The organism is Paraburkholderia flagellata, from assembly GCF_021390645.1.
GTDB lineage: Bacteria > Pseudomonadota > Gammaproteobacteria > Burkholderiales > Burkholderiaceae > Paraburkholderia > Paraburkholderia flagellata.
In genome coordinates, this window is the sequence record NZ_JAJEJT010000004.1 from 385,102 (window position 1) to 404,142 (window position 19,041).

17 protein-coding genes are annotated in these 19,041 nt (G+C 64.2%); 5 read left to right on the forward strand and 12 right to left on the reverse strand.

Annotated features, from left to right (window positions below; all coding sequences use genetic code 11):
- Positions 1-15 precede the first annotated feature (15 nt).
- From L0U83_RS32365 to L0U83_RS32390, 6 genes are all read right to left on the reverse strand, one after another.
- A complete protein-coding gene (locus L0U83_RS32365) occupies positions 16-1,251 on the reverse strand; it encodes a sensor histidine kinase (RefSeq protein ID WP_267939626.1) in 1,236 nt (411 codons plus the stop codon).
- Positions 1,252-1,572: 321 nt separating this feature from the next.
- On the reverse strand, positions 1,573-2,913 hold the full coding sequence (locus L0U83_RS32370; protein WP_233888253.1) for an epoxide hydrolase family protein: 1,341 nt from the start codon (positions 2,911-2,913) through the stop codon (positions 1,573-1,575).
- A 145-nt stretch (positions 2,914-3,058) separates the two neighbouring features.
- A complete protein-coding gene (locus tag L0U83_RS32375) occupies positions 3,059-3,526 on the reverse strand; it encodes a MarR family winged helix-turn-helix transcriptional regulator (protein ID WP_233888254.1) in 468 nt (155 codons plus the stop codon).
- A gap of 139 nt (positions 3,527-3,665) precedes the next feature.
- Entirely contained in the window at positions 3,666-3,935 is a 270-nt protein-coding gene (locus tag L0U83_RS32380) for a hypothetical protein (RefSeq protein ID WP_233888255.1), read from the reverse strand.
- 61 nt (positions 3,936-3,996) lie between these two features.
- Positions 3,997-4,443: an Ohr family peroxiredoxin gene (locus L0U83_RS32385; protein ID WP_233888256.1), complete on the reverse strand. Its 447-nt coding sequence runs from the start codon at positions 4,441-4,443 to the stop codon at positions 3,997-3,999.
- 265 nt (positions 4,444-4,708) lie between these two features.
- Positions 4,709-5,182 (reverse strand): OsmC family protein, encoded by a 474-nt coding sequence (locus L0U83_RS32390; RefSeq protein ID WP_233888257.1) that lies wholly within the window; start codon positions 5,180-5,182, stop codon positions 4,709-4,711.
- Between the two features lie 119 nt (positions 5,183-5,301).
- On the opposite strand from L0U83_RS32390, the gene L0U83_RS32395 reads away from it, so the two are divergent.
- Positions 5,302-5,955 (forward strand): GntR family transcriptional regulator, encoded by a 654-nt coding sequence (locus L0U83_RS32395; RefSeq protein ID WP_233888258.1) that lies wholly within the window; start codon positions 5,302-5,304, stop codon positions 5,953-5,955.
- A 111-nt stretch (positions 5,956-6,066) separates the two neighbouring features.
- The gene (locus tag L0U83_RS32400; protein ID WP_233888259.1) at positions 6,067-6,705 is read left to right on the forward strand and encodes a GNAT family N-acetyltransferase; all 639 of its coding nucleotides are present in this window, start codon (positions 6,067-6,069) and stop codon (positions 6,703-6,705) included.
- A gap of 11 nt (positions 6,706-6,716) precedes the next feature.
- Here L0U83_RS32400 and L0U83_RS32405 read toward each other — a convergent pair whose 3' ends face one another.
- From L0U83_RS32405 to L0U83_RS32415, 3 genes are all read right to left on the reverse strand, one after another.
- On the reverse strand, positions 6,717-8,291 hold the full coding sequence (locus L0U83_RS32405) for an EAL domain-containing protein (RefSeq protein ID WP_233888260.1): 1,575 nt from the start codon (positions 8,289-8,291) through the stop codon (positions 6,717-6,719).
- 204 nt (positions 8,292-8,495) lie between these two features.
- Positions 8,496-10,235, reverse strand: a complete 1,740-nt coding sequence (locus L0U83_RS32410; protein ID WP_233888261.1) for a diguanylate cyclase — start codon at positions 10,233-10,235, stop codon at positions 8,496-8,498.
- A gap of 200 nt (positions 10,236-10,435) precedes the next feature.
- On the reverse strand, positions 10,436-11,077 hold the full coding sequence (locus L0U83_RS32415; RefSeq protein ID WP_233888262.1) for an HD domain-containing protein: 642 nt from the start codon (positions 11,075-11,077) through the stop codon (positions 10,436-10,438).
- 335 nt (positions 11,078-11,412) lie between these two features.
- On the opposite strand from L0U83_RS32415, the gene L0U83_RS32420 reads away from it, so the two are divergent.
- Positions 11,413-12,900, forward strand: a complete 1,488-nt coding sequence (locus tag L0U83_RS32420) for a sensor histidine kinase (protein WP_233888263.1) — start codon at positions 11,413-11,415, stop codon at positions 12,898-12,900.
- A gap of 24 nt (positions 12,901-12,924) precedes the next feature.
- Here the strand turns inward: L0U83_RS32420 and L0U83_RS32425 are convergent, their stop codons facing one another.
- Positions 12,925-13,422: an acyl-CoA thioesterase gene (locus tag L0U83_RS32425; RefSeq protein ID WP_069265858.1), complete on the reverse strand. Its 498-nt coding sequence runs from the start codon at positions 13,420-13,422 to the stop codon at positions 12,925-12,927.
- 299 nt (positions 13,423-13,721) lie between these two features.
- On the opposite strand from L0U83_RS32425, the gene L0U83_RS32430 reads away from it, so the two are divergent.
- Complete coding sequence (locus L0U83_RS32430; RefSeq protein WP_233888264.1) at positions 13,722-14,705, forward strand: response regulator; 984 nt, start codon at positions 13,722-13,724, stop codon at positions 14,703-14,705.
- Between the two features lie 18 nt (positions 14,706-14,723).
- Here L0U83_RS32430 and L0U83_RS32435 read toward each other — a convergent pair whose 3' ends face one another.
- Positions 14,724-16,490 carry a methyl-accepting chemotaxis protein gene (locus L0U83_RS32435; RefSeq protein WP_233888265.1) on the reverse strand — a complete coding sequence of 589 codons (1,767 nt, stop codon included), beginning with the start codon at positions 16,488-16,490 and terminating at the stop codon, positions 14,724-14,726.
- Positions 16,491-16,641: 151 nt separating this feature from the next.
- Positions 16,642-17,673 (reverse strand): LacI family DNA-binding transcriptional regulator, encoded by a 1,032-nt coding sequence (locus L0U83_RS32440; protein WP_233888266.1) that lies wholly within the window; start codon positions 17,671-17,673, stop codon positions 16,642-16,644.
- A 189-nt stretch (positions 17,674-17,862) separates the two neighbouring features.
- On the opposite strand from L0U83_RS32440, the gene L0U83_RS32445 reads away from it, so the two are divergent.
- Positions 17,863-19,035, forward strand: coding sequence for an ABC transporter ATP-binding protein (locus L0U83_RS32445; protein ID WP_233888267.1), 1,173 nt, complete (start codon positions 17,863-17,865; stop codon positions 19,033-19,035).
- Positions 19,036-19,041: the final 6 nt, after the last annotated feature.

Genomic DNA, 19,041 nt, shown 5'->3' on the forward strand with positions numbered 1-19,041 from the left:
GCGGGGGGATTCCCGTCAGGTTTGACGGGTTTTGTCCATCGGCACGATCACGCGCACCCAGAGGCCGCCCTCTGGATGATTGCCGATCTTGAGCTTCGCGTTGCACAGGCGCGCAAGGCGCCGGACGATCGACAGGCCCATGCCCCAGTGCGAATCGAGCCCGAGGCTTGGCGCGCGAGAGGCGAGCATCGGTGGCGCCAGCGTGCCACGTTCGGGCAGACTCGCACCGGCGCCTTCGCCGTGGTCGCGCACGCTCAAGGTCCACGTGCGTGCGCCTCGTGCCGTGCAGATTTCGATGGGCGGCTTGCCGTGCGCCTGTGCGTTGCCGACGAGATTGTCAACGAGCCGCACGAGCGCGGAGCGCGGCAGCGCAAACGCCGCGCCGGCGTCCAGCCGGAGCACGATGCTCGCGTCCGCATTCGCGCCGTAGACGAAGCGGTCCTTCAGATACGCGTCCACATTCACTGGCGCATGATTCGCGCCGCCGTGGCCGGCCGTGTCGACGAACTGCCGCGCGAGATCCTGAAAGAGATCGATGTCCTCGACGAGGGCCACGCGCAAGTTCCAGCGCGTGACATTCATGGCATAAGCGCGCAACCGCGCGACCCGCGATTCGATTTGCCGCAGGAAAGCGGCGAACGTGGCCGACTGGTCTTCGGCCGTGCCGCTGCGGCGGCACAGCAGATCGCCGAAAGCGCGGGCGAGGCCATGCAGATTGCGCGGGCAGTCCACGAGCGCGGGTGCCGGACCGGCGCCGCTCGCCGCGACTCGCAGGGTGGCAACCATGGCGAGCAGATCGTGGCGGATCGTCCGCAGCCACCAGGCGCGCAGTGCGAGCAAAAGCACGCAGAGCGCGAGCAGGAGCGCGGCGAATCGCGCATCGAACCACCGTGCGGCCACCTTCAGCCGCGTGACGCCAGACGAACAGGCTTCGCGCAGATAGGAGTCGTTCGACGCCGTGCCGGCATGCGGCGCCCAAATGGCATCGCGCAGATGAGGTGCCACGTTGGCGCCGAGGTCGACGATGGCCGGTTTGATCGATACCAACGGGGCAATCCCATGGACGCTCGCGCCTTGCGCGGCCAGTTCCAGTTCCAGTTCGGCGTCCTGCTGCTGGGCGGCGTGCGTCGCGGTGGCTGGATCGAATGCTGTGTCGCCGAAATTCAACGGCGTATCCGCATCGAGAAAACGAAAACCGACTTGCACCAGCATCAACGACGCAATCCATAGCAGGAAAATGCGGGCAAACAAGACAATCACCTTTCTTTTTTTGACATCGAAGTTTTGCTTTGCGCCGGCGGGCGCCTGTTTGAAATAGCCGCAAATCCGGCTATGACCGGTATTGTCCGCGAAGCGCGTGGGCTTCGATTCGTGGAAAAGCGCTGAAATATGCGCCGTTTTCCCCTTGAGCGACGCTGGCGGCCCCGCTGCGCACTATTTGGGAAGAGGGCGTGTCCGCTGTATCAGTCCAACGCGCGGCGCCCGGGGCGTTTTCAGATGGCAGTGGCGTGAGCATTCGGAGTCCTTGATAAAGTCGCCGGACTCGCGAAAGCTCACACATGCCATATCGCGTCAGGCTGGCTGACGCAGCGTCCTGAACGTTGCGCGAACTTCTTCCGTGAACGCAGCAGGCTGCTCCCACGCTGCGAAATGGCCGCCTTTCGGAAGACGGTTGTAGTGAACCAGCTTCGGGTAGGCGCGTTCGGTCCAGCTCCTGGGCGCGGCGTAGATTTCGTCCGGGAACACGCTCACTCCGACGGGCAGCGCCACATGTTTGGGCTCGAAAAAGTTGAGCTTGTTTTCCCAGTAGAGGCGCGCAGACGAGACCGCCGTCTTCGTCAGCCAATAGAGCGTGATGTTGTCGAGCACATCATCCTTCGTCAGGCCTTCGCTCTGGCCTTCGAACACGCGCGCGATCAGTGCCTGACCGCTCGCATCGTGGTCCAGCATCCATGCAGCCAGGCCGACCGGCGAATCCTGGATGCCATAGAGCGTTTGCGGGCGGTTCGCCATTTCGAGCGCGTAGCCCAAACCGTGCTTGTAAAAATAATCGAGCTGCTCGTATGCGTGCTGCTCCTCCGGCGAAAGTCCGGCAGGGGGCGGCGTGCCGTCCTTGAGCGATTTGGCAATAGCGTCGGGCACGGTCGCGGGCATGTTGGTGTGAATGCCGACGAGTCCTGCGGGCTTGAGCAGCGCTAGCTGTTCCGTCACGGCATTGCCCCAGTCGCCCCCTTGCGCCGCGTAGCGCTCGTAGCCGAGCCGGTCCATCAGCACAGCCCAGGCGCGGGCGATACGCTGGGGGTCCCAGCCGGTCTTCGTCGGCTTGCCGGAAAAACCGTAGCCCGGAAGCGAAGGAATGACGACGTGAAAGGCATCGGACGCACTTCCGCCATGAGCAGTCGGATTGGTGAGCGGATCGATGATCTTCAGTTGCTCGATGATCGAGCCGGGCCAGCCGTGCGTGACGATGATCGGCAGCGCGTTTTCATGCTTCGAGCGCACGTGGATGAAGTGAATGTCGAGCCCGTCGATTTCCGTGACATATTGCGGCAGCGAGTTGAGTCTCGCTTCCACCTTGCGCCAGTTGTAGTCGTTGGCCCAGTAATTGGCGAGCCTTTGCATGGTTGCGAGCTGCACGCCTTGCGAGGCGTCGTCGACCGTTTCGCGCTCCGGCCATTGCGTCGCGACGATGCGGCGCCGCAGATCGGTCAGCGCAGAATCTGGCGCATGCACGCGAAGTGCGCGAATGGAAGACGGATCGCCAGCAGCAATCTGCGTGATGCCATTTGCCGACGACGGCTTTGACTCTGCGAAGGCGAGCCGGCTCATTGCCGCGCCTGCAACCAGCGTGGCGGCCGCGGCGCCGATGAAGCGACGGCGCGAAACGGTAGCGGGATGAAGATCGTTTGACATACAAGTTCCTGAAAGAGATGTTGTGCCGTGGTGAGCAGGAAACATCGGACGTGCGCAAGCCCCTCGGCAACCATGGTATGTATCGCAATCCTAACTATTTGTGCCTGAAGCCGGCCCGCGGAAACTATGCGCGCTGGCGCGGCGGCTATTCGGTGTCGAGTGAACGAATCAAATTGGCGCGCAGTGTCACGATTGCCTTCTGCAATTTCGCGAATTCGTCGCGGCCCAGTCCGGTCGCTTCGGTGAGATCCGCGATTTTCAGGCTCTTTTCGCGCAGCTTCCGGCCGCTGGCGGTCAGGCTCACACGCACCTGGCGCTCATCCTCCGGATCGCGCCGCCGTTCCACATATCCCATCGCTTCGAGCTTTTTCAACATGGGCGTGAGCGTGTTGGATTCGAGAAACAGCTTCTCACCCAGGCCGCTCACCGTCTGGTTGTCCTGCTCCCAGAGCGCGATGATCGCGATGTACTGCGGATAGGTCAGCCCGAGCTCGTCCAGGATCGGCTTGTACGCCTTGCCGAACGCCAGATTGGTCGAGTACACCGCAAAGCAAAGATAGTCTGCGAGCGGCGCGGGCTTGGCGCTCTGCGCCGGGTGGTCCGTCGATTTCATGATCATCCTCTTCAGACGAAGGCCTCAATGGCTCGCAAACTTGAATAAATCGCTTGCGATTATATCGTAGACCGACACCGGTTTCGCCGTACATCGCCACTGCGATGCCCGGCGAAACAGCCACGACGCGGTGGCGCAATCAATGGTGAGCGAAGAGGCTGTTTCGCTCCATTGAGACGCGGCTGCCGGCTTCCGAGGTGACATCGGCCATGCCGCCGTACGCCGTGGCCGCGTTGCCGCCTTCCGCGCGCTCTGCGGCGAGCGTTTGCACGCTCTGGCCGCGTTGCGAAGCCGGTGCGCCGACTTCGGGCCGATAAGCGGGGGCTGGGCCATAGCCGCTGGCGAATGCCGGGGCGGCTGCGCCAGCCGAGAGGGCGATGAGGAGCGTGGCGATGAGTCGGGTTTTCATGATGGGATCTCGCTAGGTGAAGTTCAGTGGGTTTGAGTGAATGAGGTGTTGCGCTTGCCGCTTACGCGGTCACGACGGTCAGGCTCACGTCGATGTTGCCGTGCACGGCCTTCGAGTAGGGGCAGATCTGATGCGCGCTGCGCGCAATGGCTTCCGCCACGTTTTGCTCGACGCCACGCAGCGTGACCGTGAAGTGCGCGCCGAGGAACCAGGCGGCGCCGGTCTGGCCGATATCGACCTGGATATCCACCGCAGCGTCCGGCGGCAATGTGACTTTCTTAAGCGTTGCCGCGATGCTGAGCGCGGAGATATAACAGGCAGACCATGCGCCCGCGAACAGTTGTTCGGCGCGCGGGTGCGGTTCGGTGGCGACGATGTCGAGCGTTTCACCGGTTGAAGACGAGAGCTCGAGGTCGACCACGCCGAATTCGCCGCGTTGCGCCGCGGGGTCGTGGTTGATGGTGGTGTGGGTGTTGCCCGAGAACAGCACTTTGTCGATCGTTGCCATGATGCGCTCCTTGATTGAATCCGGGGTTGGATGATATGCGTCGCGTAAGATCGAATCGCATGCGATGCATATTGGACGAGAAATTCGGACGTGTCAAGCGCATAAGATTAAATCGCATACGAGTTATATGGGGTTGCTTCGGAAGGGGGATCGACCGCTGAAACGTTATCTATCGCTTTAGTGATCCGTCGCGATCGAGACCTTTTTGACGGCACGCGCCGGAGGCGACGCAACTGGCCGAGCCGCCCCCGGCGCTCAAGGGCGCTTACGCAGCCAGTTCGATGGACGGCTCACAAACAATGGGAAAGTTCACCGAGTTGGCGATATAGCACTGCTCGTGCGCGGCATGATGCAGTCGCTCGGCAAGGCTGCGGTTGTCGCTCGCGCGGATCGTCACGCGCGGGCGCAACACGATCTTCGTGAAGGCGCCGCGCTGTGGTGTATCGGCCATCGTGCCTTCGGCCTCGTCTTCATAGGCGAGCACCGCGATGCCCGCCTCGGCGCACAGGTGCAGATACCAGAGCTTGTGGCACGCCGAAGCCGAAGCCACGAGCAGATCCTCGGGATTCCAGCGCGCGGCGTCGCCGCGAAAGGCCGGATCCGACGAGCCCGGAATGTCTGGCTTGCCGCTTGCGCGGATCACGTGATCGCGGTCGTAGTCGCGATAACCCGACGTGCCGCTGCCGCGATTGCCCGTCCATTGCACCGAAACGCGGTAGGTGTGTTCGCCGTGCGCCATGCTGATTCTCCGTTTTGCATCGAAAAGGGGTACGTCATTATGACCCCATTCGGCATTTTGGTATACCATTATGCCGAAATGACCCAAATGAGAACTGGGCAGAAACCGGCCAGACACACATGGAAACAAGATTCGACTCCACGGCGGACGCAGTTGCGTCCGGATTGCGCGATCTGATCGTCAGCGGCGAGCTGGCCAGTGGCGAGCGCCTCGTCGAGCGCGACCTCGCACAGCGTTTCGAGGTGAGCCGCATTCCGCTGCGCGAAGCTATCCAGCGGCTCGAGCGCGAGGGGCTCGTCGAGATTTTCCGCAATCGCGGCGCGGTCGTGCGCATGCTCACGGTGCAAGACGTGGAGGAGATCTACGGCTTGCGCGCGCTGCTCGAAGGCGATGCGATCTTTCACAGCGTCAAGCGCATCGACGACGAAACGCTCGCACGCGCTGAACTCGTCCACCGTCTGCTGGGCGAGGCGGCCGCCACGCACAAGCAGGGCGAACTCAATCGCGAGTTTCACGAACTGCTTTACGGTGCTTGCGGCAACGCTCGCCAACTGGCGGCCATCCGCGAATTGCGCGCGCAGGTGGAGCGTTACGAGCGGCTGCAGAACACGCTGCTTGCCGATACCCCCGAGTTTCAGCACGAACACGAGGCGATCCTCGAAGCGTGCCTCGCGCGCAATGCGCGTAGCGCGCGCGCCTTGACCGTGGCGCATATCGATTCTGCGAGGCGCATCGTGCTCGCTGTGGTGGGCCGCATGGCGGCACAAGGCTAGCGCTCATACACCACGGCATTCACGCGCATCGCCCCGGTTTTTACGACATTTTTTCTTGAGGCCCTTACGGGCAAACCCTAGACTGGGTGCATCGAAACGACAGGAGACGCCATGTCGATCTCGCGTGCAACCCAGCGCCCGGATGAGCAGATCACCTCCGTGCATCCCGGCCTCGGCCGGCTCGTGCTGAGGCGCTTCGATCCGCGCCACGACTCATGGGAAGCACTCACGCGTTTGCTGCATCGTGCGTTCTCGCGGCTCGCGTCGCTTGGTTTGCACTGTTCATGCGCTGATCAGGCGGCGAGCCTCACGCGGGAACGCGCGCTGGCAGGAGACTGCTTCGTCGCCATCTGCAATGGCAGGATCATCGGCACGCTCACGGTGGAAGGTCACGACAGCGATTCGCAGTGCGAACATTATCGACAGCGCAGCGTCGCTTCGGTCCATCAGTTCGGTATCGAGCCCAAATGGCAAAGCCGCGGTATCGGCCGTGCGCTGCTTGCTTTCGCGGGGCGTTGGGCGGCTGCGCGCGGCTACACGCAGCTTGCGCTGGACACGCCATTTCCCGCCGCCCACCTCATCGCGTTCTATCGTGCGCAAGGCTTTAGTCTCGTCGATGTGGTGCGCTTTGCCGGCCGTGGCTACGACAGCGCCGTGCTCAGCAAGCCCGCGGCGGCGCATTGCGGCCAGGGATTCCTGCACGCGCCTGGCGGGTTGCGGCACGCCGCGTCGCCGAGTCCGTTCGCCTGAGCGCGCGCTACTCACGCGTTGCGCGTGCGCACTGCTTCTCGCTCCAGATAGCGCAGGAACTCGTCGGCGGGCATGGCCTTCGCATAGAGCCAGCCCTGCGCGTACTGCACGCCGCGCTCGCGCAGATACTGCGCTTGCACCTCGGTTTCCACACCCTCGGCGACCATCAGCAGGTCGAGGCTGCGCGCCATGTCGATCACGTGCGGCACGATCTTGTTCGTTTCCTCGCCGCTCGCGAATGAGCGGATGAACGAGCGGTCGATCTTGATGCCATCCACCGGCAGTTCCTGCAGATACGAGAGACTCGAATATCCCGTGCCGAAATCGTCGATGAAGATGCGGTGGCCGGCCGCGCGAAACGCCTCGAGAACGGGCGCGGAGCCGGCCGTGTCGATGAGCGTGCGCTCGATCGCTTCGAACCAGATCTGCTCGGGGCGTACCGCATATTTCTCGAGACTGGTCTTGAGCACTTCGAGCACGCGTGTGCCGGCGAGATCCGGGCCGGCAAGGTTGAGCGAGACGTGCAAATCGCGGCGCCGGGCCAGCACGGCGCCCACGCCCTCGAACACGGAGCGCACGACCTGGTCGGTGATCGGTTCGACGAGACCGAGCGATTCCGCCATGGGAATAAACGTGTCCGGCGCGACGATGGTGCCGTCTTCGAGCTTCCAGCGCACGAGCGCTTCGGCGCCGACGCAGCGTCCGCTTTCCAGCGAGACGAGCGGCTGCAGCCATGCGACGAACTGGCGCCGCCGGATGCCCTGCAGTATCGCGTTGCGCGGCGTGCGCAGCTTGCGGCGCCAGCGCGTGACGAGCCACGTGCCAAATGCGCTCAGGACGAGCGCGGGGGGCAACAGCGTTCGGAGTTGCGCGGGCAGGTCGCGGCGCATGCGGTCCTCGGGTTCGTACGCGACCACCGCGATGGGAAAGCGGCTCGAGCGCTCGACGACGTAATAGCGTCCCTCGAAATACGGGCTGTTATTGGTGCGCTTGAGCGCTGCGCGTGCGATGGCATAGTCGGCGTTTTCCCAGCTTGAAATGACGCCGCCGCGCTGCGTTTCGAGCACCACCAGCTGGATGGTGTCGTCGAGCGGCACGATGTCGAGGTAGAAGCGCGGGTCAATCACCACGACGTGGTTGCCCAGGCGCACGTTGAGCATGCGGCGCTCGTTGCCGGGCTTGCCGACTTCGCTATGCCAGGCGGTAAAGCCGTCGGCATAGGTCCATTCAGGTGGTGGTAATGCGGTATCGACGGCGCCGCGTTGCGAAGTGCAGTGCAGCCGCACGCCATCGGTCCAGGCGACTTCGCGAATGTATCGAAACTGTTCCTCGACCTGGCGCAGCCGCTGCAGGTGGTCGCTCGTGCAAGGGTCGCTGCCGTAGGGCAAGAGCTGGTGCAGTGCGGATTCGGCTTCGGACGTCACGAGGTCGGCGCGCATCAGCGCGCGGCTCGAAAAGACATCGACCTGGTCGCGCTTTTGGCGTTCATCGACGGCGTCCGAAGCGTACACCGCAGCCGTGAGCGTTGCCAGGACGGCGAACGCCACGAGACAAAACGTCGTCAGGGCGGTGAATCGGCTGCTCATGGTGGACGGTCGGGCTCCGGCGTCGCGAACGAAGGCGACGTGCGGCCTTCGACGATCGCCGTTGCCGATGGTAGCGTCTTTCCGATGGCGGCGACCCGCTGCTGTCCGGCGCAGGAGCGCAATCGCAGCGGCCGCTGGCTCTCCCGCTCATGCGTGGCGCATGAAAGCGGCCAGCGGGATTGTCAAGTTCACGTCAGGCACACATCAAGCACGCGCCGGATCGATCGATCGGGAATCCTCTGCAACGACGCGATTGCGGCCGCCTTCCTTCGCGGCGTAGAGCCGACGGTCGGCGACCGACATGAGCGCTTCGTAGTGCGCGGGACAATCGGCGGGACTGGCCGCCACGCCAATCGATACGGTGAACGCAATCGCATCTGCATCCTGGGTCGCGGCTTCGCCCGGCGCGCTGGCGGCGTGCGCGGGGTCCGCCGCGTGCGCTTCGACCGCGCGGCGGATGCGTTCGGCTACGCCCGCCGCCGTGGCGAGATCGGCGCCCGGCAGCAGCGCCGCGAACTCCTCGCCGCCCACGCGCGCGGGCATTTCCGCGCTGCGCAGGTTCTTGCGCAGGATGTCTGCGAATATCACCAGCACGCGGTCGCCAGCCGCGTGGCCGAAGCGGTCGTTCACGCGTTTGAAGTAGTCGATATCGAGCATCAGCATGGCCACGGCGGGTGCGGCCGCGTCGCCACCGCCTTCGCGGGCGGCGCGCTCCAGCGTCTCATTGAAGACCTCCAGGAAGCGCCGCCGGTTCGCGAGTCCGGTGAGCGGATCGCTGCGCGCGAGCGTTTCGAGCCGCGAACTCGCCTCGACATATTGGCCGAATATGTTCTTGACGATGAAGAGCGTGCCGACGAGCAGCACAGCGATCGCCAGCCAGGCGACGATCAGCGGGCTGCTGAACACACGGCGCGCCGCGGCGAGCGTGAGCTCCGAATCGTCCGTGTTCGTGAGCAGGATCCAGTGCGAATCCCCCACGTGCTGGAAGAGCAGGTAGCGGCCGCCTCGCTGGGCGTAGCCCTGACCGCGCTGCATCCATGTCGCCGCCTGTGCGCGCGCCATGTCGAGCAGATACGGATCGAAACTCGCGGGCCGCTGCACCGTGATCTTGCCATCGACGAAATAGACGAGGTCGCCGTTCTTGTTCAGGAGACCGAACTCGGCAGGCTCCTCGTCCTCGGCCAGGTTGGCGGAGGCTAGCTGGAGCGAGAGCAGGCGCGAGGGCGCGACGTCCATCACCACGGCGCCGCGAAAGCGTCCGTTCGCGTAGACGGGCGCGCTGAGCGTGGAAATCGCTTCGCTTTTTTTCGTCTCCGTATAAATCGGAGTCCAGACGATGTCGTGTCCGGGATTCTGGCCGAAGAGGTGAAGGCGGTAGTAGGGCATGGTGCTGAAGCGCCGCAACAGGTCGAGCGCGGGCGCGTCCGGGCGCTCGGGCGAGAGCACATACAGGCCGTTGGCTGAGATGTAGGCGACCGCGCTTTGCACCGCATCGGCTTGCTGACTGATCGCGACGAGCGGGCTGATCGAGCGCGCGAGCACGATGTCGGCCGGCAGCGTGGCGGCGTCGCGGTGAAAGCCTTCGATTCCCGCGAGCCCTTGCGCGTTGGTGCCGAAAACGAGCGGTCCGTCCATCGCGCCGGGGGCTTCCCATGCCAGCTTGTCGCTGTCGCGCAGCGCGGCCTGCACCACTGGATCCTGCAGGCCGGCGCGCTGCTGGCTCGGCGAGACGAGCACGTGTTCCGCGTAGTCGCGCAGGAACAGCAGGCGCCGGCGCTCGGCCGAGATCAGCGCGTCCACGCCCACGGCCCGCACCTCCAGGTCGCGCTGGCGGCTATGCAGGTCGTTGCGCGTCATCTGGTAGAGCTGGCGCAGGCCCACGCCGCTCACCAGCGCCATGGCGGCGAGAAAGCACACCGTCACCACGAGGTGCGGGCGTTTCATGACCATGCGGGTAAAACCATGCGGCCGCGTGCGGCCAGGCGTGTGCTGCATGAACCCCCCGGGACAGCGAATGGACGCGCGCGCATCACGGTGCGGCGTGGCCCGACGGCGCGTTTCCGGGCACCGCGATGAGCATAGCATCGCGCGTCAGAACCACGCCGAACGCCGTCCCAGGCGTCGCGGATCGCTCCGGGCGACGCTCAACCGCGCCAGGCGGAATGCCGGATCACGCTGCAGAAGTTGCCGGCGTGGAAATGCGGGTCCTTGTCTGCGAGCACGTCGGCCTTCACGTTGCCGAAGGTGGTGGCGGGCTTGTGCTTGATGCCGTCATAGAAGGTCTGAATGATGTCTTCCTTGAAGTGCTCGCTGCGCGGGTGCGCGTGAACCACGGCCTCGCGCTCGGTGTCGCTGAAGCGGTCGTAGGCAATGCCGAGCACGTCCATTTCGACGCCCGCCGTGACGAGCGCGATCACCGGATGCATGTGCTCGGGGATGCCCGGCGTCGTATGCAGCGCGATGGCGGTCCAGACGAGGTCGATGTCCTGCTGCGCGATGCCGTGGCCGCGCAGGAAATCGCGCGCGGCGTTCGCGCCGTCCACTTCGAAGCGCTCGTGATCGCTGCTGTGCGCGTGCGTGAGGCCCATGTCATGAAACATCGCGCCTGCGTAGAGCAGTTCGCGGTCGAACTTCAGGCCGAGCCGGCGCCCGGCCAGCGCGCCAAAGTAGTAGACGCGGCTTGAATGATGGAAAAGCAGCGGCGATTCGGTATCGCGCACGAGTTCGGTAATTTCACGGGCGAGTTTGCTGTCGGGGATCGCGACATCGGCGAGGGTCGGGGTCATCAGGGTGCTCCGTCGGGGTGGGTGATGACCTCTATTCTGTGCGGCGCCAGGGTTGTCCTCAATCGACGGATACCGTTGTTTTCTGCCAATTCGACCGAAATTGGGTCATCGGGGATTCGCGGCGCATAGCGGCGGCGCCGCCAATCGGAAAATTTCGCCGCAACAAGGGATTAGCGGCGATAATCGGCAAAATTGATTCGATCGGCGCGCATTTGATGCGCTATGCATTTGCGGCGAGATCCGGCCTGCGAATCGCACATCGGGCGCACGGGGACGCTGCAGGGAACGCGCCGCGCCAACCAGGTCGGTAAGAACAAAAACCCACGCGACAGACTATGTATTCGATCCTGCCAGCGTTCGTGTCCGCATTATTTCTCGGATTCGGCGTCTACGTGCTCCTGACCGAGGGCTTCACGCGCCTCTCGGTGCCGTTCGCGTTGATGTGCGCGACGACGTTCTTCTGGCAGGGCACCTGGGCGTTTCTGTTCCAGACGTCCGACCCCGATCTGTCCGCTGTGCTCGTCAAGGCCGGATACTTCTTCATCCTCTTTCTGCCCACCACGTTCTATCACTTCGTGACCGAGGTGAGCGCGCGGCGCGGCGAACGCCCGCTCCTCATTGCGTCCTACCTGCTCAGCGTGCTGCTCGCGGCGCTGCTGCTGTTGAGCGATGCCGTCGTGGACGGCTACGGCACGTTCTTCTTCGGCAAGTATCCGAAGGCGGGCATGCTGCATCCGGTGCATGTGGCGCAGACAGTGTTGCTCGCGTGCCGCAGCGCGTGGCTACTGTACGCCGCGCGCCGCCAGACACAGGCGCACGATCGCCGGAAGTTGCTCGACCTGTGCTTCGTGAGCCTCGGCCTCTACGCGCTCGCCGCCACCGATTACGCCGTGAATTACGGGCTCGCGTTCTATCCCGTGGGCGCGGTGTTCATCGCGATCAGCCTTGGCATTCTCGCGGTCACGATCGTGCGTTACGGCCTCATGCGCCCGTATCTCATCGCGGCCACGGTGGCGCACGAGGTCGCCACGCCACTTGCGGCCATCGGCATGCATGCCGAGGAAATCGGCAACGTGCTGCCCGAACTCATGCGCGGCTACCAGTTGGCCGTGCAGCATCAGCTATGCGTGGACGGACTCTATCCGGGGCAGTCGGAGCGCATTTCGTCGCTTGCCACGTCGATACGCCGCCAGGTGGACAGCACGAGCACGGTGGTCGAAATGTCGCTGGCATCGTTTACGCTCGACCGGCTCGATCGGCGCAGCTTCGAGACCTACCCGGTGCGCTCCTGTGTGAATGCCGCGCTCGAGCGCTTTCCGTTTCGCACCGGCGAGCGCGACATGGTGGAGGTGGCGCCTATCGACGCGCAATTGAGTTTCTCGGGCTCGGATTCGCTCGTCGTATTCGTGCTCTTCAATCTGCTCAAGAACGCGCTCTTCGCGATTCACGCGGAAATCGCCGAAAGAAGCGACAAGGTGAGCGATTACGTGGGCCGCGTGGAGATCAGCGCGACGAGTGAAGCGGGCTTTTGCGTGCTGCGCTTTACCGACAACGGCTGCGGCATTCCCGCCGATATCCTGCCGCGCGTGTTCGATCCGTTTTATTCGACCAAGGCGCACGGGCGAGGCGCCGGCATGGGCCTCACGTTCTGCCGCCGCGTGGCCGAAGCGCTGGGCGGCACGATAGCGTGCGAGTCCGAGCCGCACGTCCACACCACCTTCACGATCCGCCTGCCCGAGCCCGGCACGAGTGCCGACCGCGCGCTGCATGACGCGCCGGCGAAACCCCGCCGCTTTCCGGCGGGGCAGGATTTCGCGGGCTAGTTCATGTAGCCGGGTTCAATACGTTTAGTTCGAACCCGACGGCAGGACCAGCTCGTATTCCTTTACGCGCTCGATGATGCCGGGCGGAAAGCGGCGAATGCGCTTGTCCGTGCCGGCGAAGAGAATCTGCTGATAGCCGAGCGAAACGGGTCGGCCATCCACGCAAAAGCGGAACACGAGATACGCGGAGCACTGACGCACCTGGAAGGTGTTGAGGTAGCAATCCACGCGCTGGAACGGAAAGGTTTCCTGCACGTATTCCTGGTGAGCGCGCTTGGTGACGAACACGCCGCCCGAAGCGAGCAGATTGTTGTGAATGCACTCGTGAAACCAGCGTTCACGGCAAATGCCCTGCCATTCGAAATAGCGGGCGAAATACGTGTTCATGAACGCGTTAGAGTCCTTCAGGTAAATATCGATGACGTGATGGAACGTTTTGGTCGGCGTAGCTTCCATGATTTCGTCGGAGAATCCGGCGGTGCCACGGGAAAGGACGGCGGGAATGGATTCGCGTGCGTACATCAGAGTGACTCCAGATAGAAGCTGCTGGCGGCAGCCGCGCGTGCCTCCGGAAAAAAGGAGGCATGCACCATTCTCTTCGCGTTCCTCTTTATCCAATACCGTGATCCCCACATACGCAATCCGGTTCATGCTCGCTGGGCGCGATAACGTTTGCGCGTGTTTTCGTTCACCGCGCACGGGCGGCTTCGGGTTGCTGTGTCCTGGGGTCACGCCGCATAATCGACATGTTTCCCTCGCGGTGCCGCTCCAAGGTGTCGAGCGTGCCGCATGAGGCGCAGTGTGCTTAACCGAGATCCAGCATGAGTTCCATCGTCAGACAGCCGGTTTTTCATCCCGTCTCTGTCGTTTTCCTCGACGACAGCCCCGACTTTCTCTACGCGTTGCGCGGCCTCTTTCCGGGCGCGGGCACGGACCGCTACTTCACGAGCGCGGCGCAAGCGCTGGCTTTCGTGGCCTCGCACGAAGCGCGGCAGCGTGCTCGCAATCCCGCGTCGGGAGCCGCATGGTCGGAGTTCGAGAAGAGGGGAGGCAACGCACTCGGCGAGGACGTGATGGCCGACGCGGCGCGCTTTGGGGATATCGCCGCGCTCGTCGTGGACTACGAAATGCCGGAGATGACCGGCGTTGAGTTTCTCGCCGCCGCGAAGGACCTGGCGTGCACGCGCATCCTGCTCACGGCCACGGCCGACGAATCGCATGCGGTGGAGGCGTTCAACGCGGGGCTGATCGACTTCTACGTGAAGAAGTCCGATCCCGCCATGACCCGCAAGCTGCGCGGCGCGATCGACGATGCCAAGCGCAAGTTCTGCGCACGGCGCGGCCATATCGGCGTGCATGGCGTGGGCGCGATCTACGCGAACCGGCGTATTGCCGACGTGCTGCACGAAGTCGCGCTGCGCGAGCGTATTGTCGAGTACTACTGGCGGCCCGAGCAGAATGCCGTGCTGACGTTCGACGCCGTTGGCAACGCCGGTGTGTTTCTCGCGTGGGATAGCCACGACTGGGCAGCGCAATGCGATGTCGTGGCGGACGAAGGCGGCCCCGAAGCCTTGCGCGAGGAAATGGCGGCGCGCCGCATCATGCCCGTCTACTGGCCGAACGAGGCGTATCGGCCCGGCATGTCGCGCGTGGAGTTTGCCACGCCGCAGCCGGTGCCGGGACTCGACGATACGCATACGAGTTGGACGCGTATCGACGATCCGGGTCTTGCGCCCGGGTTGATTACATTTGCCGCGTGGCGGGCGGAACAAGGCGCGCCGGGTGAGGGCGATCGCCTTGCTTGATGACGTCCCGGGCTGCCCTTAGAACGTTTCCCAGTCGGCGGCTTCGTTAGATGCGGTGGTCACGGGGCTGGCCGTTGCCACGGGTGCCGCCTTCGCGGCCTTGCGGGCCGGCGTGGTTTCCACGGGCTTCGCACGCGCGGGGGCAGGGCGTTTGAGCGTTGCAGCGGGGCGCACAGCACGCGCGCTTTGAGCAGGCGCTGCAACCGCGGGCGCAGCCGCCGACGCAGCCCGCGCGTCGACCCGGAACACCGTCACGACATCCCGCAAGCCATTCGACTGCGCCGCCATCGACTGCGCCGCGGCCGATGCTTCTTCCACGAGCGCCGCGTTCTGCTGCGTCACTTCGTCCATCTGCGCGACGGCTCGGTTCACCTGCTCGATGCCGGTGTGCTGCTCCTCGGACGCCGCTGCGATTTCGCCCATCAGGTCGGCCACGCGGCGCGCCGAAATCACCACCTCGTCGATGGTTTTACCCGCTTCGTCAACGAGCCTCGTGCCTTCCGAGACTTGCGCGACCGACTGCCCAATCAGATCCTTGATCTCCTTGGCGGCCGTCGCGCTGCGCTGCGCGAGGCTGCGCACCTCGCCCGCCACGACGGCGAAGCCACGGCCCTGATCGCCTGCGCGCGCCGCTTCCACGGCCGCGTTGAGCGCGAGGATGTTCGTCTGGAAGGCAATGCCGTCGATCACGCCGATGATCTGCTCCACGCGTTGCGAACTGGTCGAAATCTCGTTCATCGTTTCGACCACGCGGCGCACGACTTCGCCGCCGCGCGCGGCGACTTCCGAAGCGTTCACAGCGAGCGTATTGCCCTGGCGCGCGTTGTCGGTGTTGTGCTTGACCGTGGTCGTGAGTTCTTCGATGCTGGCGGCCGTCTCCTCGAGCGAAGCGGCTTGTTCCTCGGTGCGTGAGGAAAGGTCCAGGTTGCCCGCCGCGATTTCCTTTGCGCCCGTCGTGATCGATTCGGCGGAAGTCTGAATACGCTGCACGGTATCGACCAACTGGCGCTGCATCTGTTGCATCGAGTGGAGCAGGCTGTGCTGGTCGCCGGGCGCGAGATTCACGTGCGCGGTGAGATCGCCTTCGGCAATGCGCTGGCAGATCTCCGACGCATATTGCGGCTCGCCGCCAAGACTGCGGCGGATCGTGCGGATGAGCCACATGAGGCCGAGCGTCACGGCCGCGCCGATCACCGTCACGAGCACGAGATTGCTGATCAGCGCGCTGCGGAAGGCGTCGTCGATATCGTCGGTGTAGATGCCGGTGAAGACGTGCCAGTCCCAGCCCGGCACGAAGGCGGAATACGTGATCTTTTCGACGGGCTCGCTCTTGCCGGGCTTCGGCCACCAGTAGCTGCTGTAGCCGTCGCCGCCCGTGGACGAGCTTTTGACGATCTCGAGCGCGACATGCGTGCCGCGCGGGTCCGTCATGTTCGCCTGGTTCTTGCCTTCCAGTTCAGGCTTGGGCGGCACGAGCAGCGCCATGGCGTTGCTGTCGTAAATGCCGAAGTAGCCGCTCTGGTCATCGCCGTAGCGCGTGCCGCGCAGCGTGGCGATGGCGAGGCGCTTCGCGTCGTCGTCGCTCATGTGGCCGGCGGCCGCTTCCTTCTGGTAGTACGAGACCACGCCCAACGCGGTTTGCGTCTCCTGTTCCACCAGGTTCTTGCGGTCCGTCACCATGCCCGAGCGCGTCATGAGGGCGTTGGCCACCACCATCACGACGAGCGAGATCCACAGCAGCCCGACGATGCTCCAGGCTTTCTGATTCAACGTTATTCGCTTCACGTTCGTTTTTCTCCAGCCGTCTTCGATTGTCTTTTTAGCGACGGTGCATAGGTGCAGCGCCATCGTGTTTAACGGATGGTTCGGACGGAACCTTTAAGGTTTGCTTATAGGTTCTTTGCGCTGAGTGGGGTTTGTTATGCGAATTCTTTCGTTATCCTTTCTCTCGCGGCCCCGCCGTCGAAGCCCGCACGACCAGCCGCGGCGCCGAGACCACACACACGCGTGCAGCCGCGCCGGCAGCCGAATCTGGCGCTTCGACCAACTCCGTCAGCAGCTCAACGGCCAGCTCCGCCGCCTCGATCGTTGCGACCGCAACGGTCGTGAGCGCGGGCCGTGACTCGCGCGCAAGCTGAATATCGGTGATGCCAACCACGGAGAGTTCGCGTGGCACGTGAAGCCCGAGATCGGCGGCGGCCTGCATCGCACCGAGCGCGGGCAGGTCGTTGGTCGCGAAGATTGCGGTGAGGTCGGGATGCCGCGCCAGCAACTCGCTCGTGGCCGCATAGCCGCCTTGCGTCGTATCCGGCGCATAACGCACGGGCGCGCCTGCACCGTCAAGCCCGGCCGCCTGCATGGCCGCGACGAAGCCGTCATAGCGCGCCGCGTGTATGCCTGAAACCTTGCTGCCGACAATCGCGCCGACGCGCCGATGCCCGAGCGCTAACAGATGTTGCGCGGCAAGCTCTCCCGCGCGCCGAAAGTCCACGGCCACGCACGGCAGGCCGGGCGGATCGAGCGGTCGCTCCCACATGCACAACACGACCGGCGCGCCGCGCCGCACGGTGGCGCGCAGGTCGGCAAAGTCGAGATTGGCGTTCATCACGAGCACGCCCGCCGAGAGCGTGCCCGCAATCTGTTCGAGGTAGGCGCGGCCCGTTTGCGGATCGCCGTCCGTATTGCAGATGATGAGGAAGCGCCCGCTGCGCCGCAGCGCATTTTCCACGGCGAGCGCGAACTCCGGGTAGAACGGGTTCGCGATGCTCGACACCATGAGCGCGATGGTCGGCGGCCGCCCTTCGGCGAGCGCGCGCGCCGACAAATGCGGGCGATAACCGAGCGCCTCGATCGCTTCGAGCACACGTTGGCGCGTGGCTTCGCCCACCCGCCCGCGCTCGCGCAAGACGTTCGAGACGGTGGCCGGCGTGACGCCGGCGCGGCGCGCGACTTCGTTCAGGGTCGGCATGCGATCTCAAAATATGGGAAGGCGATTCAACATTTGCATGATTGTGACGAGCACTGCAACATTGGCCCGACAATCAAGACGAATATCGGAGACAAGGCAGCCAGATCGCTCACGCGATCGCTTTTTTATGGGCTGCTGATTAAGCGCTTAATCTCCGGTTCGTGCTAATTAGAACATGGAGACGGGACGATGGCGAGCATTTCGTTACGCGGCGTTCAGAAGGCATACGGCGAGAATGCGCCGGTGATTCGCAACGTCGATCTGGAGATCGGCAGGAACGAGTTCTGTGTATTCCTCGGTCCCTCGGGCTGCGGCAAGTCCACGCTGCTGCGCATGATCGCGGGCCTCGAAGACTTGACCGACGGCGATATTTCGATCGGCGGCAAGCTCGTCAACGACGTGCCCGCCGCGCAGCGGGGCGTGGCCATGGTGTTCCAGAGCTACGCGCTGTTCCCGCACATGACCGTGTACGAGAACATGGCGTTTGGCCTGAAGCTCGCGAAGACGCCGAAGGCCGAGATCGATCGCAAGGTGCGCGAAGCCGCGCGCATTCTTCAGCTCGAAGCGTTGCTCGAGCGTCACCCCAAGGCGCTTTCGGGCGGGCAGCGGCAGCGCGTCGCGATTGGCCGCGCGATCGTGCGCGAGCCCGGCGTGTTTCTGTTCGACGAGCCGCTTTCCAATCTCGACGCAACGTTGCGTGGCCAGACGCGTATCGAGATCGCTCGCCTGCATCGGCAATTCGAGCAGGCGAGCGTGGTGTACGTCACGCACGACCAGATCGAGGCGATGACGCTCGCCGACAAGATCGTCCTGCTGCATAGCGGTAAGGATACCGAACGATATGGCAGCATCGCCCAGGTGGGTGCGCCGCTCGAGCTTTATCACCGTCCCGCGAGCCGCTTCGTGGCGGGCTTCATCGGTTCGCCGCGCATGAACTTTCTGCCGGCGCGCGTGGCGGCCATCGAGGCGAATGGCGTGAGCGTCACGGTCGATGAAAGCGGCGAAACGGTGCGGCTGCCTGTGCAGGGCGCGCGGCTCGCCGTGGGCGCGCCTGTCACGTTTGGCGTGCGGCCCGAACATCTCGAACTGGTGGTGGAGGGTGTTGCACCGCGAACGCCGGGAAATGGTCAGGATGCCTTGACGATTAAGCGCGCCATCACACTGGTCGAGGAGCTTGGCGAGCACAGCTACGTGCACCTCGACCAGCCGGGTGGGGTGGTGCTCGTCGCCAAGGCGCCCGGCGACGCACGGCTAGGTAGCGGCGACTCAGTGCAGTTCCGCGCGAGTGCCGGCGCCTGCCATCTGTTTGCGGAGGACGGTTTTGCCGTCGCGCCGCTCGCCACCGCCGATCAACCCGCATGAAAACAA

Excerpts from the sequence above, each read along its gene's own strand:
- L0U83_RS32405 (WP_233888260.1), bottom strand. The coding sequence starts at position 8,291 with ATGAGCAGCCGATTCACCGCCCTGACGACGTTTTGTCTCGTGGCGTTC.
- L0U83_RS32410 (WP_233888261.1), bottom strand. The coding sequence starts at position 10,235 with ATGAAACGCCCGCACCTCGTGGTGACGGTGTGCTTTCTCGCCGCCATG.
- L0U83_RS32390 (WP_233888257.1), bottom strand. The coding sequence starts at position 5,182 with ATGGCGCACGGCGAACACACCTACCGCGTTTCGGTGCAATGGACGGGC.
- L0U83_RS32425 (WP_069265858.1), bottom strand. The coding sequence starts at position 13,422 with ATGTACGCACGCGAATCCATTCCCGCCGTCCTTTCCCGTGGCACCGCC.
- L0U83_RS32430 (WP_233888264.1), top strand. The coding sequence starts at position 13,722 with ATGAGTTCCATCGTCAGACAGCCGGTTTTTCATCCCGTCTCTGTCGTT.
- L0U83_RS32385 (WP_233888256.1), bottom strand. The coding sequence starts at position 4,443 with ATGGCAACGATCGACAAAGTGCTGTTCTCGGGCAACACCCACACCACC.
- L0U83_RS32380 (WP_233888255.1), bottom strand. The coding sequence starts at position 3,935 with ATGAAAACCCGACTCATCGCCACGCTCCTCATCGCCCTCTCGGCTGGC.
- L0U83_RS32400 (WP_233888259.1), top strand. The coding sequence starts at position 6,067 with ATGTCGATCTCGCGTGCAACCCAGCGCCCGGATGAGCAGATCACCTCC.
- L0U83_RS32375 (WP_233888254.1), bottom strand. The coding sequence starts at position 3,526 with ATGAAATCGACGGACCACCCGGCGCAGAGCGCCAAGCCCGCGCCGCTC.
- L0U83_RS32395 (WP_233888258.1), top strand. The coding sequence starts at position 5,302 with ATGGAAACAAGATTCGACTCCACGGCGGACGCAGTTGCGTCCGGATTG.
- L0U83_RS32440 (WP_233888266.1), bottom strand. The coding sequence starts at position 17,673 with ATGCCGACCCTGAACGAAGTCGCGCGCCGCGCCGGCGTCACGCCGGCC.
- L0U83_RS32420 (WP_233888263.1), top strand. The coding sequence starts at position 11,413 with ATGTATTCGATCCTGCCAGCGTTCGTGTCCGCATTATTTCTCGGATTC.
- L0U83_RS32445 (WP_233888267.1), top strand. The coding sequence starts at position 17,863 with ATGGCGAGCATTTCGTTACGCGGCGTTCAGAAGGCATACGGCGAGAAT.
- L0U83_RS32370 (WP_233888253.1), bottom strand. The coding sequence starts at position 2,913 with ATGTCAAACGATCTTCATCCCGCTACCGTTTCGCGCCGTCGCTTCATC.
- L0U83_RS32415 (WP_233888262.1), bottom strand. The coding sequence starts at position 11,077 with ATGACCCCGACCCTCGCCGATGTCGCGATCCCCGACAGCAAACTCGCC.